The organism is Rhodoglobus sp. G.S.4, assembly GCF_056619605.1.
In genome coordinates this window covers 1,070,323-1,083,950 of the sequence record NZ_CM152748.1, presented here as the reverse complement: position 1 = coordinate 1,083,950, position 13,628 = coordinate 1,070,323, and the positions used below count along the sequence as shown (strand labels likewise).

Below are 13,628 nucleotides of genomic sequence, written 5' to 3'. Positions count from 1 at the left end.
GTCTCAATGTTAGTGGCGCTACGGTGTCAGTACTTGCGGGGTACCGATCTCACCGGCAGGCATTTCTGCTGCGATGCGATTGGCCTCTTCGATGAGAGTCGCAACGATCTCTGATTCGGGCACAGTCTTGATGACTTCACCCTTCACAAAGATCTGGCCCTTGCCATTACCGCTGGCAACACCGAGGTCAGCTTCGCGAGCCTCACCCGGTCCATTCACGACACAACCCATGACAGCAACGCGCAACGGAACCGTCATGCCCTCGAGGCCCTCGGTGACATCGTTTGCCAACTTATAGACGTCGACCTGAGCGCGACCGCAGCTGGGGCACGAGACGATTTCAAGCTTGCGCTCGCGAAGGTTGAGCGACTGCAGGATTTGCAGTCCAACCTTTACCTCTTGAGCTGGTGGTGCCGAGAGGGACACCCGAATGGTGTCGCCAATGCCTTCGGAAAGCAAGATGCCGAACGCGGTAGCGCTCTTGATCGTTCCTTGAAATTCGGGGCCAGCTTCGGTGACGCCCAAGTGCAGCGGCCAGTCACCGCGCTCAGCGAGCAGGCGGTAAGCCTTAACCATGACGATGGGGTCGTTGTGCTTGACCGAAATCTTGAAGTCGTGGAAGTCGTGCTCTTCGAAGAGCCCAGCCTCCCAGACGGCACTCTCAACGAGCGCCTCTGCGGTTGCCTTGCCGTACTTCTGCAGAATGCTCGGCTCAAGCGAACCGGCATTCACACCGATCCGCAGGCTTACGCCAGCATCTTTCGCTGCCTTGGCGATCTCGCCAACTTTGTCGTCGAACTTGCGGATATTTCCGGGATTGACACGAACAGCGCCCACTCCGGCATCGATCGCTGAAAAGACATAGCGCGGTTGAAAGTGGATGTCGGCGATAACCGGAATTTGGCTCTTCTTCGCGATGATGTGCAAGACATCTGCATCATCCTGATGAGGAACAGCGACGCGAACAATGTCGCAACCGGAGGCGGTAAGTTCGGCGATCTGCTGAAGAGTTCCGTCGATGTTCGTGGTCTGCGTCGTCGTCATAGACTGCACGCTGACTTGCGACTCGCTGCCGATTCCTACAGAACCGACCTTAATCTGCCGGGTCTTGCGACGAGGAGCGAGGACTTCGGGAACTTTCGGCATTCCAAGATTGATTGCTGGCACGATTCCAGTCTAGAGCCGACTCCTGAACAACACCGGAACGCTAGTTCGCGGCGAGGTGCGCGCCGAGGGCTTCAACGAACTCCTTGGGGTGTTCAAGGTGAGCCGAATGGCCGCAGTTTTCCCACGCCAACTCGGTGTATTCGCCGCCATTGGCGACGTAGCGATCGAAAACAGCGCGAGTTTGTTCGATCATTGGCTGCGGCGGAGCGATGTCCGCCCCCGGCCAACCAGGAATGACACCGAGTTGGCCCAAGAAGTTGAGATCAAATCCCGAAGCATCCGAAACAATCGCGTCACCGAGACCGCGAACCCACAGAATGGGCGGTTTGCTCGCCAATTCGGTGATTCCACTGACATTGAAGTGGTCTGGCGTCATCGTATTGAGCACTCCGCGACCGCCGGGACCGAATCCGGGCCACGCCTCAATAACGACAGAATCGCCAGGGTAATTGTCTTCGCCTGTCGCCGTCGTGAGCATCGACTCAACCCACAGATCTTCATGCTCAGCGTGCACTTCGGGGTTCGCAACGTATGCCGTGCGGAAAACCATGCGAGCGGATGCCGGAGAGTCGACACCCGTATTACCCGCCTGGAGCTGGGCGATAAAGTCGGGGTTCGCTCCCCCGCCACCGGTGCCAGGGCACTCCGGGGCGAGAATCTCGCCGGTGGGGCCCTTGGTTCCGCCAAAGCCATAGGGCGACACTGGGGAGACAAACGTTGCTGTTGCCACACGCTCAGCGTGGTCGATCATGAACTGCATGACGACGCCGCCACCCATGCTCCACCCGACAAAGTTTGCGCGCTCTACACCGAGAGAATCCAGCACTGCTGCGATGTCGTCAGAGAAATCGCGAACGCCACGGGTGGCATCCACTGGCAATGTCTCGCTGTCTCCAAAACCGCGAAGATCGATGGCGAGCGCACGAACATTCGGGTCGAGTCCGAGCATTGTTGGTTGCCAGAACAGTGACGATGACACGTTGCCGTGAACAAAAACGACGGTCGAGCTCGCCGGATCTGCTGGCCTTTCCAGCACTGACGCGACAAGGCGCGGGGTCGTAATGCTGTGCTGAATGATGCCGTCGAGAAGAGTAGCCATGGGGTGTCCTTTAGTCGGTGAAACTGCTGGAAATGCGGGTGTCCACAGAAACCTAGTGAGCGATGAGGTCGACCGTGAGTTCAGGCTCGGTAGCGGCCCGCACGGTGGCTTCGTCGACTCCGGGAGCGAGCTCGCGCAGCACGAGACCCGTTGGAGTGATATCGATCACGGCAAGATCCGTGATGATGCGGTGAACAACACCTCGGCCGGTGAGCGGTAGCGAGCACTCATTCACGATCTTGGGAGTTCCGTCTTTCGCGACGTGTTCCATGAGCACGATCACTCGTGCAGCACCGTGCACAAGATCCATCGCGCCGCCTGGGCCCTTCACCATCTTTCCGGGAATCATCCAATTGGCCAGATCTCCGGCAACAGATACTTGCATTGCACCCAAAATGGCGGCATCGATCTTGCCACCGCGGATCATGCCAAAGCTCATAGCAGAGTCAAAGAAGGCTGTGCCGGGAAGCGTGGTGACGGTTTCCTTTCCTGCGTTGATCAGGTCAGGGTCGACGTTTTCCTCCGTCGGGTACGGTCCAACACCGAGGATGCCGTTCTCCGACTGCAACACAACAGTGCGCCCCTCGGGAACATAGTTCGGCACGAGCGTCGGAAGGCCGATGCCCAGATTCACATAGGAACCGTCAGCAAGTTCGAGCGCCGCCCGCGCGGCCATTTCTTCACGAGTCAAAGCCATTACGCAACCACCTTCTGCACTGTGCGACGTTCAATACGCTTCTCGACATCGGAACCAACCTCAATGACCCGCGTGACATACACACCGGGCAAGTGCACGGCATCCGGTTCGATTTCACCAGGTTCAACTAGCTCTTCAACCTGAGCGATACAGATGCGGCCAGCCATTGCCGCGAGCGGCGAGAAGTTGCGGGCCGACTTGGCGAACACAAGGTTGCCGCGACGGTCCCCTTTAAGGGCATGTACGAGTGAAAAGTCAGTCGTGATCGATTCTTCGAGAACGAACTCTTTTGACGTTCCGTCCACATCGAATGAGCGAACCTCCTTCGGAGGCGAGGCGATCGCAATGCCACCGGCACCGTCATAGCGCCGCGGAAGACCACCCTCAGCGACCTGAGTACCCACGCCCGTCTGGGTGAAGAACGCCGCCACTCCGGAACCACCGGAGCGTAGCTTCTCGGCGAGCGTGCCCTGTGGAGTCAGCTCAACTTCAAGCTCACCCGTCAAAAACTGGCGCTCAAACTCCTTGTTCTCACCAACATACGACGACGTCATTTTCCGGATGCGACGGGCCGCCAGTAGCACGCCAAGCCCCCAGTCATCCACACCACAGTTGTTGCTCACAATGCTGAGGTCATCAGAGCCCAACTCCAATAACGCCTCAATCAACACCATTGGGTTGCCACAGAGACCGAAGCCGCCAACGGCAAGAGATGCCCCACTCGGAATATCCGCGACTGCCTCCGCCGCCGACCCCACTGTCTTATCGATACTCACGCTCGAACCTCCCGCGGTTGACTCGCCAATAGTTCACCCATGACGTCCGCAACACAATCTGCGCCGCGCTGCGTCAAAGTAATTGTGTAGTGGTTGACATCGTGCGCCTCATGAAAAATCACCTGAGGAAGCTCTCTGTGCCACTGCTCACACTGTTCCGGAGAATACAACGCGGGCACCTGATTGAGAAGCCCTCGAGGTGCACGGATGAAATGAACCGGCACCCTAATTGCCCGAAGCGCACCCAAATATTCCGCATCGCCGCTCAACTGCAACGCATCATAAGTGACCGCCTCAATATTGCTTGCCGGATGCAACGCTGGCTCAGTACCAACCAAGTCGTAGTCAACATAGTCACGCACCGCTTGAGTGAAATTACCCTCAAATGCCGGATGCTGAGCCCAAAAATCTTGATAGCTGGCACGATCCGGGAACGTCATCGACAGTCGCTCCGCCGCCGGCCCCAAAATCACTTGAGGAAGTTCCTCCATCGTCGTGCCCTCCGGAGCCGGAATCGGCAGACCACCATCAATGAGAACCAACCCGGTCACGCGCTCCGGGTAGAGCGCCGAAAGGCTTGCAGCGACAAAACCACCCATCGAATGAGCAACAACGAGCGCCGATTGCGTCTCTGTCGCAGCCAACAGCGCGTTCATGTCAGCGGCGTGCTGCGGCATCCCGAACGGAGCAGGAAGGCCACGGCTCGCACCGCGCCCCCGCAGGTCGGGAGCGATAACGCGATACTCAGGAAAAGCTGCGGCAATCAGAGGCCATGACATATGGGATGCCGTGATGCCGTGGATCGCCAGGATGGTGCCCTTCGGTGGCTCGGCTGGCTCCCAGATGGCTGCCGTGAGTTCGCCGCCATCGACGAGACACGTGATAGTTCGATAGTGCTGAGTCATCGTGCGCTCCAGCCGCCATCCATTGTGTACGAGGCGCCCGTCACCATTCCGGCGGTGTCACCAGCAAGCCACAGCACGAGGTCGGCAACTTCGGACGGCTCAAGCAAACGCTTAATGGCACTCTCAGTGAGCATGACCTTTTCGACAACCTCAGATTCGGGAATGCCGTGAACCTTTGCCTGATCAGCGATCTGCTTCTCGACGAGCGGAGTGCGAACGTAACCGGGGTTGACGCAGTTGCTTGTCACCCCGTGCTCGCCGCCCTCCAGCGCCGTGACCTTCGAAAAGCCTTCAAGGGCATGCTTGGCGGCAACATACGCTGACTTGTATGGCGATGCCCGCAAACCATGAACCGAGCTGATGTTGATGATGCGACCGAATTCGCGCTCATACATGCGCGGCAGTGCGGCCCGCACAAGCAAGAACGGTGCCTCAATCATGAGATCGAGAATGCGGCTAAACATCGCCGGCTCGAAACTCTCGATCGGGCTCACGTGTTGGATACCGGCATTGTTTACGAGAATGTCGATGTCGAGTGAGAGGTCCGCAAGAGCCGCGGTGTCGGTGAGGTCGACCTGCCAGGCCTCCCCACCCACGAGCGTCGCCTGAGCGGTGGCAGCATCACCGTTGAGATCGGCAACAATCACGTGAGCTCCGGCCTTGGCCAGCGCGACAGTACAGGAGGCACCAATTCCACTTGCGCCACCCGTAACGAGGGCCCTTCGGCCCGTCAGATCAGTCATTTCTCGACTCCTTCACTGCGCGGCTCTGGCACTGCCAGACCTCGGCGGATAAACGTGATCATTTGATCGAGAACTTCATCGGGAACCCGCGATGTTCCACTTGCGGTCGGATCGGCGTCATGGCCCGCCGACGGGGAGTCTCCCCACAAGACCCACCGCATCCCAATCATTTCGCCGATGCCCATCAGCGCCCAGGCTGCAACGGTCGGATCAACGTCACCGATTTCCCCGAGCAACTGTGCTTCTTTGAGACCTTCGATATAGCCATCGACGATGCGCGAATAGTGCAATCGCAGCGACTTGGGCGAAACAAATTCAGCCTCGCGCACCACGCGGTACAGCGCGGGGTGTTCCGCCGTGAATTCGAAGAACGCCCGAAAGCCGGCGCGCTCTGATTCAATGCGATTGGATGCTGCGCCCGATGCTTCACTCATCGCCCGACGAACACGCCGATTCAGATCCTCCACGAGCTCTTCGAAAATCTCGAGCTTGCTCGAAAAGTACAAATAGAACGTGCCCTGACCTACGCCGGCCTCTTCTGTGATGCGCACGACAGAAGCATCCGTGTAGCCATAACGGGCAAAGATTGTCTCGGCAGCCTCGATCAGTTTCGTCTTGGTGCGGGTGCCGCGAGCGGTAAGTGGTGTGCTCATGAACTGATCCGTCCTGATTGTGCCGACTGTTCTGTCCATTGGCTAAGAAGTACACGACGTCGAACTTTGTCGCTGGATGACCGGGGAATCGACTCCACGAATAGCACTCGTTTCGGCACTTTGAACTTGGCGAGAGAAGCGAGGGCAAAATCGAGAACGTCAGTTTCATCGGTCGATTCACCAGAGCGAACGACGACCCAGGCGACGGCAACTTCGCCCCACTGCTCGTCTGGCACTCCGACAACGGCGACGTCAGCAATAGCTGGATGCCCGAACAGCACACCCTCAATTTCTGCAGGAGCTACCGACTCTCCCCCGGTGATAAAAATGTCCTTGATTCGATCGAGAACGCGGTAGTAACCTTCCGCATCCCGATCCACCAGGTCTCCCGTGGCCAGCCACCCTTCGCGAAGAGCGAGTGCCGTCGCTTCTGGGGCGCGAAAGTAGCCAGTGAAGACACCCGGGCCATGAACCAGCAGCTCTCCCTGCCCGGCGCCAGTGATTCGTTCTCCCGTGACGGGGTCGGCGATATCGACGTCAACATGCGGATACGGTTTGCCCGCTGATCCGATGCGAACGCGCGCTTCCTCATCGGGAAGGCACAGCACATTGGGGGCAGCTTCGGTGAGGCCATAGCCCTGCGTAAGCGCTACACCCCGACCGTGCCACACCCTCAGCAACGGTTCGGGCATAGGAGCACCACCAACAATGGCGTGCGCCAGACTCGACAAATCACTCGACGCGAATCGTGGATGCTGCGACAAAATTAGGTAGTTCGCTGGCACGCCCATCATCGTCGTAATGCGCCGATCAGCAATAAGTTGAAGCACGCGTGCGGGGTCAAAAGTGCGCTCAAGAACCACTGTTGCCCCCATCCACCACGCCAAGAGTGGCTGAATGTTCCACCCGCCAACGTGATACTGAGGCATTACCGCGAGCACCGTGTCAGCGCTCGTGATCTCGGCAGTACGAGAGAGTGACAGGTTCGTCCAAAAGCAATTGGAATGACTGAGGATGGCGCCCTTAGCTTGCTCGAGGGTGCCCGAGGTAAACACGATGAGGAGAGCGTCCTCGTCTCGGACGGGTCGTCGCACCGGCAGTGCCGCATCCTGGCGCAACGGGGCAACAATGTCTCGTTCGATACCGTGGGTGCCCAAAATGCTACGGGCAATGGGGGCCCGAAGGCGATCTGTGGCGAGTGAAGCCAGGGTCGAAAATTCGTCTTCGACGAGCAACAGTGCGGGATCTGCTTGCTCCAGTTGCTGAGCGATCTCTCGCGGAGAGAGGCGCCACGACAGTGGCACAAGTACGAGCCCTGCCTTTGCACACGCAAAGAACACCACAACGTGGTCTGAGCTGTTGCCGGTAATCGTCGCAATTCGATCGCCAACACCGTAGCCGCCATCGAGGAAAGCGGCGGCGAGGGCTGTGGCCCGATCATCCAACTGCCGGTAAGTCAGCACCACACCACGGTCATCAACAGCTACGCGCTCTGGCGTAGCGATGGCGCGATCGGCCGTCCACCGCCCTAGCGTGTGTAGCCCATCAGGCTGACTCATTCCGCCTCCTCAAGCTGCTTGCGAGCAGCCGGCGTCGAACGAGTGCCTGTTCCTAGGCGCCGCACTGCACCGGCAATTCCTCCGGGAAGGAACAACACCACAAGGATAAACAGCGTGCCCAAGATAAAGAGCGGTTCTGACAGAGGAATACGCAAAACTGCGGGAAGTCCGGCAATTGCGTCGGAACCTGCGAGCGCCGTCAGTCTCTGATCGAGCAAGGTGTAGATGATTCCGCCGACGATGGCACCCCATCGCGAACCGACACCTCCGAGCACCACAATCACCAGAATCGTGAGCGTGAAGTCTGCGGATGTTGCTCGAGGAGTCGTTCCGCTCTGAAGCAGCAAGTGCACCATTCCCACGAGCGATGCCAAAACCGACGCGATGACGAACGCCATGAGTTTGACGCCGAACGGGCGTAATCCGAGCACTCGCACTCTCAACTCGTTTTCGCGCGTTGCCGTCACCGCGTGACCGGCTCGAGAATTTTCGAACCACGCCACGACGACAAAAACGATGACCAGCAGCGCGAGCGCAAGCCAGTAAAGGTTTCGTGTATTGATCACACCAACGAAAAAGTCGGGGATGTGCTCGGTGTCGAGCCGCAGCCCCTCCTCGCCGCCAGTGGCGGAAGGATTACGTCGCACGAGTACGTTTCCTGCCTGCGCAAAAGCCAAAGTGACCATCGCGAAGGAGATTCCAGTAACTCGTAAGCTCAGCGAGCCGAGTAAATAGGCGGCCGCGATGACAATCGCCAGAGTGAGGCCGAGCGCCGGGATCAGGGTGAGCTCAGTTTGCTGCAACACAATGCCAAGTCCGTAAGCACCGAGGGCAAAGTAGAGCGCATGGCCAAAGGACAGCATGCCCGCCGTGCCAAACAGCAAATGGTAGCTCAGAGCAAGCGAAGCAAAGAGTAGCGCGAGGGCGAGCAACTGAAGCGTACCCGGCGTGTAGGTGGCCCCTGGCAGTACGCCGGGGATAGAGATGTTCAGCAGCGGCAGCAGGGCGGCGAACACCACAAACGCTCCCCCGAGCATCCACCACGTGCGCTGGCTGAGGTTCGTTAGCGACTTCATGCCTTCTTCCCCAAAATTCCGGTTGGGCGAACCAACAGCACGACAGCGAGCAACAGAACAACCATGAGGTCGCCAGTTCCGCCCAAGAAATAGTTAGCAAACTGCTGCAGGATGGCGACAGCCACCGACGCAATCGCCGCGCCAGCGAGCGAACCCAAACCACCAATCACGGTGACGATGAAAGCAAAGATCAGCAGTGATCCGCCCAGCTGCGGTGAAACGTAACCGAAGTAGTGCGAGGCGAGCACCCCACCGAGACCAGCTGCTGCCCCTCCAATCGCAAAGACAACGGTGAAAGCTTTACGCACGTCGATCCCCAACGCGGTCACCATCGAACGATTTTCGACACCAGCCCGAATGACAAGCCCAAACCGCGTGTACCTCAAGAATGCAACAATGCCGAGCAGTACGAGCACCGCAGCCCCGATGAGCAAGAAGCGATCATTCGGAACGCGCGCCCCCAATATCTCTGTCGTTTGCGACAACCATGGTGGTGCAGTGACGTAGATGGGATCAGTACCCCAAATTCCCTCAAAAAGTGCAACCGTCGCCAGAGCCAATCCCACGGTGACAAGCACTTGCTCAATGTGCCGGTTGTACAACCGCCGGATCAGCAAAAACTCAGTTGCCGCAGCGACGGTAGCGCCAACGACCATGCCGAGCAGCAACGAAGCAATTAGCGTGCCCCAGCTCTCTCCGCCCAGACGCCGCGCCAGTTCCCAACCGGCAAAAGCGCCGAGAGTGAGAAATGAACCGTGCGCGAAATTCAGCACTCCCATGAGGCCGTAGATCAGCGAGAGACCGGATGCCACCAAGAAATACAGTGCACCAAGCCCCAGGCCGGTAATCAGCAGGAGAATTATGGTGCTCATGCGACTCCCAGCAATTCTTTTGTCAGGGCTTCATCGCCCAAGAGTTCTTCGGCGCTGCCGTCGTAAACAACGCGGCCACCTTCAAGCACGATGGCTTTCTCTGCGAGCATCCGCACAACCTGAAGATTTTGTTCAACGAGCAGAACGGGAACAGACTGCGCTGCCCGTTCCAGAGCCCGAGCGACATCCATGACAATCAACGGCGCTAGCCCCTTAGTCGGTTCATCAACCAACAGCACGCGGTTGTCGTTAACGAGTGCACGAGCAAGCGAGACCATTTGTTGCTGACCACCAGACAGGGTTCCCGCAAGTTGGCCAGCCCGCTGAGTGAGATCAGGAAAAAGCTCGGCGATCAGTTCACGATTTGGTGAAGAGTCACGCTCAGCGAGGCGCAAGTTTTCGGCAACCGTGAGAGACGCAAACACTTCGCGATCCTCCGGAACATAGCCAACACCGCGCTGCACAATTCGATGGGTAGGTTCGCGGTCGACCCGCTCCCCCGCCAACGTCACTTCCCCAGAACGTTCGATTAGCCCCATGATCGCGCGCAAAGTGCTCGTCTTGCCAACACCATTGCGCCCCAAGAGTGCCGTCACACCAACGGGGAGCATCTCGAAACTCACCGCTTCAACAACCTGCTGACCCTCGATGCTTGCGCTGAGATCAGCAACCGTCAAAATCGAATCTGTGATCGTCGGCGTCGTGCCGGTCGACTCGGTCATAGTGGTGCCCCCAAATAAGCTTTCTGCACCGCTTCGTCTGCCATCACGGCATCCGGGGTGTCACACGCGAGCAACTGACCATGGTGCATAACCGCAACACGGTCAACCAGGCCGAGCACGACATCCATGTGGTGTTCAACCATCAACACTGTGCGTCCAGACTGATGAACCTGGCGGATGACGTCGCTGAGTCCAGCAACATCTCCAGAGGCGACCCCTGCCATCGGCTCGTCGAGCAAGATCACGCTCGGGTCAGTAGCGAGCAGCATGGCGATCTCAAGCTTGCGCTTGTCACCGTGGGAGAGAACTCCTGCCAGCGTCTCACTGTGATGACCCAAACCGACCTCGTCGAGCCCCGCTCGAGCAATCGTCGATGCGGCATCGGTTGGCCTGGGAAAGCGAAGCACCGAAGTAGCACCACCCAGCTTGACTTGAGCTGCCAGCCTCACGTTCTCCACAGCACTCAACGCCGGAAAGAGACTGGAGGTCTGAAAGGTTCTGCCGAGCCCAGCCCGGGCTCGCGCATCAATGGTCTGATTCGTGACATCGCGCCCCTCAAGACTGACGGTTCCCGTCGTGGGAGTCATCACTCCAGAGATGAGGTTGAATAGCGTGGTTTTTCCGGCCCCGTTAGGGCCGATCACGCCGAGCATCTCGCCCTTCGCTACCGACAGTGACACGTCATCGATGATGACGGCACCGCCAATCGTGAGAGCTAGATGCTCGACCGTGAGCACGGGCTGGTTCGACATAGCTTCTAACTTCGTTGGTTATTCAGCGACGGGAGGCGTGACAGCTTCAGCGTCAACCGCGGTTACCAGCTCAGGCATCCACGAGTCGCCGTCAGCGACAAGAGTTACCTGGAACATGGGCTGGATCATGGCGTGGTCTTCAGCGCGGACGGTGATCGATCCCTTGACGGAGTCGAACGTCCAACCTTCAAGAGCCGCAATCATGGCGTCGACATCGTCGCCGCCTTCACGCACAGCCTGAACAACCATCTGCGCGGCAACGAAGCCATCAGGCGAGAACAGGTCAGCCTGCTTGCCCTCTGCCTCGAGGTAGCTCACCATGGCCGAGTTGGCGTCGTTGTCTGTTGCTCCACCGAAGTAGTGGTTGAGGAAGCTGATCTTGTCGCTAGCGGGACCGTAGGCGCCGTAGGTCGAGATGTCGCCAAGCCCGGTAGCAACCGGAACGCTATCGAACACGCCCTGCTGGCTGAGTGCCTCCCACATCGCACCAGAGGTAGCTCCAGCCCACGCCACGAACACGAGGTCAGGCTGGGCATCAACAATCTGCTGGGCGAACGGGGTGAACTCGGTTGCATCTTCAGGAACGAGCAAGCTCGTCACATCGGCACCTTGGCCGCCGAGGACGGCAGTTGCTGCGGCAACGTTGCCTTGACCGAATGCGGTGTCCTGACCGAAGACGAGAACCGACTTACCCGAAGGGTCTCCGATAAAGGTTCCTGCAGTAGCGACGTCTTGGTAGCTCTGGCGACCTGAACGGAAGGTGTAGCCATTGACACCGGTGATGGCATCAGCGGCTGCGGGGCCCGAAATGTAGAGAACCTTGTTTTGCTCAGCCTGTTCGGCCAGCGCGAGCGCGATTCCGGATGACACCGTGCCCATGATGATCTTCTTGCCTTGACCGATCACGTCTTTCGCTGCGGTGACTGCCTTGTCGGCATCGCCGGCGTCATCCGTGATTTCGATGTTGAGTTCACGGCCGTCGACGGTGCCTGTGCCGTCGGTGGCGTAGTCGAGACCGGCGTCGAATCCGGCGAGGTAGGCCTCACCATAGGCCGCAAGGGGGCCGGTTTGGGAAGTGATGATGGAGATGTCGACCGGAGCGAGCTCGTCGCCGCCCGAACCGTTATCTACGCTGGGGGCACAGCCCGCCAGTGTGAGAGCTACCGTCGCAATTAACGCCGGAGCGAGGTACTTTTTACTGACCCGCATGATGGGACCTTTCCTGCTGCCTTAGGAGGATTGTGATCTGAACCTGAGACCCGGTTCAGGTTTCATGTAGCCTATGGTTGCTCAACCTCGCTGTCAACAACGGCGCACCAACAAAGGAGTTTGCACAGTGGCCAACACCCCTGCACCCAACGATGTAGTAATCCTTTCCGCAACACGCACTCCACAAGGGAAACTGCGCGGACAACTCGCCTCACTCACCGCCGTCGAGCTCGGCGCCATAGCGCTTCGCGCCGCCGTCGAACGCTCCGGCGTCGACGTTGACTCCATTGACCAAGTGATCTTCGGCCAGGTCATTCAGGCCGGCGCCGGGCAGAACCCCGCGCGCCAAACGGCCATCGCCGCAGGCCTCGCCTGGAAAACCCCCACCGTCACAGTGAACAAAGTGTGTCTTTCCGGGCTTGCCGCAATCGTGGATGCTGCACGCCTCATCCGTCTCGGCGAAGCAAATGTCGTCGCTGCCGGCGGTCAAGAATCCATGACTAACGCACCGCACGTGCTCCCCGGATCGCGCATGGGCTGGGCTTACGGCACAGTTTCAGCGCTGGACTCTGCCGCGCACGATGCCCTCACCGATGCTTTTGATGCCGAGTCAATGGGCGCTAGCACCGAACGTCACAACGGCCGCCTCAATATTGGCCGCACCGAACAGGACGAAATCGCCGCTGCCTCGCACCAGCGAGCGGCCGCCGCAATCGAAGCCGGCATCTTCGTCGACGAGATTGCACCGGTGACTATCCCGCAGCGCAAGGGTGACGACCTCATTCTGGACACGGATGAGGGTGTGCGAGCAACCACCACCGTCGAAACTCTCGCCGGGCTGCGTCCCGCTTTCGATCCCGAAGGCACGATCACCGCCGGAAACTCGTCGCCCCTAAGCGACGGAGCATCCGCCGTGATCCTAGCCAGTCGCGCCTGGGCTGAAGAAAACGGCCTCACCTGGCTTGCCGTGCTCGACCGCTCCGGCCATGTCGCCGGCCCAGACAACTCGCTGCACTCGCAGCCAGCGCGCGCTATCGCCGCCGCCCTCGACAACGCAGGATGGAGCGCTGGCGACCTCGACTTTGCCGAGATCAACGAGGCCTTCGCCGCAGTGAGCCTGCGCTCGACCGCCGAGCTCGGGCTCAGTCATGACATTGTCAATATCCACGGTGGCGCTATAGCAATCGGACACCCCGTTGGCGCGTCCGGTGCTCGCCTCGTCGTTCATGCAGCGCACGAACTTGCCCGCCGCGGCTCAGGTCGCGCCGCAGTCGCACTGTGCGGAGGCGGCGGTCAGGGCGACGCCCTGCTGCTAACCCGCTAGTACTGACTAGTTTGCGCTAGTCCGTCGGTACTGCGCCGTCGGCGTTGCAGCGTTCGGCACTCGCACGGTTGATT

14 protein-coding genes are annotated in these 13,628 nt (G+C 59.2%); 1 reads left to right on the top strand and 13 read right to left on the bottom strand.

Features of this window, described 5'->3' with window-relative positions; genetic code table 11:
• Nucleotides 1-18: 18 nt before the first annotated feature.
• Genes ispG through AC061P_RS05160 form a run of 13 tightly spaced genes read right to left on the bottom strand, consistent with a single transcriptional unit; the run spans nucleotide 19 to nucleotide 12,230 of the window.
• Nucleotides 19-1,167 (bottom strand): flavodoxin-dependent (E)-4-hydroxy-3-methylbut-2-enyl-diphosphate synthase, encoded by a 1,149-nt coding sequence (gene ispG / locus AC061P_RS05220; RefSeq protein ID WP_449648898.1) that lies wholly within the window; start codon nucleotides 1,165-1,167, stop codon nucleotides 19-21.
• Between the two features lie 40 nt (nucleotides 1,168-1,207).
• A complete protein-coding gene (locus AC061P_RS05215) occupies nucleotides 1,208-2,266 on the bottom strand; it encodes an alpha/beta fold hydrolase (RefSeq protein WP_449648897.1) in 1,059 nt (352 codons plus the stop codon).
• Between the two features lie 52 nt (nucleotides 2,267-2,318).
• Nucleotides 2,319-2,963: a CoA transferase subunit B gene (locus AC061P_RS05210; RefSeq protein WP_449648896.1), complete on the bottom strand. Its 645-nt coding sequence runs from the start codon at nucleotides 2,961-2,963 to the stop codon at nucleotides 2,319-2,321.
• Nucleotides 2,963-3,739 carry a CoA transferase subunit A gene (locus tag AC061P_RS05205; RefSeq protein ID WP_480392010.1) on the bottom strand — a complete coding sequence of 259 codons (777 nt, stop codon included), beginning with the start codon at nucleotides 3,737-3,739 and terminating at the stop codon, nucleotides 2,963-2,965. The genes AC061P_RS05210 and AC061P_RS05205 overlap by 1 nt, the downstream gene beginning before the upstream one ends.
• The gene (locus AC061P_RS05200) at nucleotides 3,736-4,644 is read right to left on the bottom strand and encodes an alpha/beta fold hydrolase (protein WP_480392009.1); all 909 of its coding nucleotides are present in this window, start codon (nucleotides 4,642-4,644) and stop codon (nucleotides 3,736-3,738) included. The genes AC061P_RS05205 and AC061P_RS05200 overlap by 4 nt, the downstream gene beginning before the upstream one ends.
• The gene (locus AC061P_RS05195; RefSeq protein ID WP_449648893.1) at nucleotides 4,641-5,387 is read right to left on the bottom strand and encodes a 3-hydroxybutyrate dehydrogenase; all 747 of its coding nucleotides are present in this window, start codon (nucleotides 5,385-5,387) and stop codon (nucleotides 4,641-4,643) included. The genes AC061P_RS05200 and AC061P_RS05195 overlap by 4 nt, the downstream gene beginning before the upstream one ends.
• Complete coding sequence (locus tag AC061P_RS05190) at nucleotides 5,384-6,040, bottom strand: TetR/AcrR family transcriptional regulator (protein ID WP_480392008.1); 657 nt, start codon at nucleotides 6,038-6,040, stop codon at nucleotides 5,384-5,386. The genes AC061P_RS05195 and AC061P_RS05190 overlap by 4 nt, the downstream gene beginning before the upstream one ends.
• Nucleotides 6,037-7,599 carry a class I adenylate-forming enzyme family protein gene (locus tag AC061P_RS05185; protein ID WP_449648891.1) on the bottom strand — a complete coding sequence of 521 codons (1,563 nt, stop codon included), beginning with the start codon at nucleotides 7,597-7,599 and terminating at the stop codon, nucleotides 6,037-6,039. The genes AC061P_RS05190 and AC061P_RS05185 overlap by 4 nt, the downstream gene beginning before the upstream one ends.
• A complete protein-coding gene (locus AC061P_RS05180) occupies nucleotides 7,596-8,675 on the bottom strand; it encodes a branched-chain amino acid ABC transporter permease (RefSeq protein ID WP_480392007.1) in 1,080 nt (359 codons plus the stop codon). The genes AC061P_RS05185 and AC061P_RS05180 overlap by 4 nt, the downstream gene beginning before the upstream one ends.
• On the bottom strand, nucleotides 8,672-9,547 hold the full coding sequence (locus AC061P_RS05175; protein WP_449648889.1) for a branched-chain amino acid ABC transporter permease: 876 nt from the start codon (nucleotides 9,545-9,547) through the stop codon (nucleotides 8,672-8,674). Before AC061P_RS05175 ends, AC061P_RS05180 begins: the two co-directional genes overlap by 4 nt.
• Nucleotides 9,544-10,269, bottom strand: a complete 726-nt coding sequence (locus AC061P_RS05170) for an ABC transporter ATP-binding protein (RefSeq protein ID WP_449648888.1) — start codon at nucleotides 10,267-10,269, stop codon at nucleotides 9,544-9,546. The genes AC061P_RS05175 and AC061P_RS05170 overlap by 4 nt, the downstream gene beginning before the upstream one ends.
• A complete protein-coding gene (locus AC061P_RS05165) occupies nucleotides 10,266-11,021 on the bottom strand; it encodes an ABC transporter ATP-binding protein (protein WP_449648887.1) in 756 nt (251 codons plus the stop codon). The genes AC061P_RS05170 and AC061P_RS05165 overlap by 4 nt, the downstream gene beginning before the upstream one ends.
• Nucleotides 11,022-11,039: 18 nt before the next feature.
• Nucleotides 11,040-12,230 (bottom strand): substrate-binding domain-containing protein, encoded by a 1,191-nt coding sequence (locus tag AC061P_RS05160; protein ID WP_480392006.1) that lies wholly within the window; start codon nucleotides 12,228-12,230, stop codon nucleotides 11,040-11,042.
• Nucleotides 12,231-12,357: 127 nt separating this feature from the next.
• Between AC061P_RS05160 and AC061P_RS05155 the strand changes: the two genes are divergently transcribed.
• Nucleotides 12,358-13,554, top strand: coding sequence for an acetyl-CoA C-acetyltransferase (locus AC061P_RS05155; protein WP_480392005.1), 1,197 nt, complete (start codon nucleotides 12,358-12,360; stop codon nucleotides 13,552-13,554).
• The last annotated feature ends 74 nt before the right edge of the window (nucleotides 13,555-13,628 follow it).

What these genes read in the sequence shown, in the direction of transcription:
- AC061P_RS05215 (WP_449648897.1), bottom strand. Translation starts at nt 2,266, where the DNA reads ATGGCTACTCTTCTCGACGGCATCATTCAGCACAGCATTACGACCCCG.
- AC061P_RS05210 (WP_449648896.1), bottom strand. Translation starts at nt 2,963, where the DNA reads ATGGCTTTGACTCGTGAAGAAATGGCCGCGCGGGCGGCGCTCGAACTT.
- AC061P_RS05200 (WP_480392009.1), bottom strand. Translation starts at nt 4,644, where the DNA reads ATGACTCAGCACTATCGAACTATCACGTGTCTCGTCGATGGCGGCGAA.
- AC061P_RS05195 (WP_449648893.1), bottom strand. Translation starts at nt 5,387, where the DNA reads ATGACTGATCTGACGGGCCGAAGGGCCCTCGTTACGGGTGGCGCAAGT.
- AC061P_RS05190 (WP_480392008.1), bottom strand. Translation starts at nt 6,040, where the DNA reads ATGAGCACACCACTTACCGCTCGCGGCACCCGCACCAAGACGAAACTG.
- AC061P_RS05185 (WP_449648891.1), bottom strand. Translation starts at nt 7,599, where the DNA reads ATGAGTCAGCCTGATGGGCTACACACGCTAGGGCGGTGGACGGCCGAT.
- AC061P_RS05180 (WP_480392007.1), bottom strand. Translation starts at nt 8,675, where the DNA reads ATGAAGTCGCTAACGAACCTCAGCCAGCGCACGTGGTGGATGCTCGGG.
- AC061P_RS05175 (WP_449648889.1), bottom strand. Translation starts at nt 9,547, where the DNA reads ATGAGCACCATAATTCTCCTGCTGATTACCGGCCTGGGGCTTGGTGCA.
- AC061P_RS05170 (WP_449648888.1), bottom strand. Translation starts at nt 10,269, where the DNA reads ATGACCGAGTCGACCGGCACGACGCCGACGATCACAGATTCGATTTTG.
- AC061P_RS05165 (WP_449648887.1), bottom strand. Translation starts at nt 11,021, where the DNA reads ATGTCGAACCAGCCCGTGCTCACGGTCGAGCATCTAGCTCTCACGATT.
- AC061P_RS05160 (WP_480392006.1), bottom strand. Translation starts at nt 12,230, where the DNA reads ATGCGGGTCAGTAAAAAGTACCTCGCTCCGGCGTTAATTGCGACGGTA.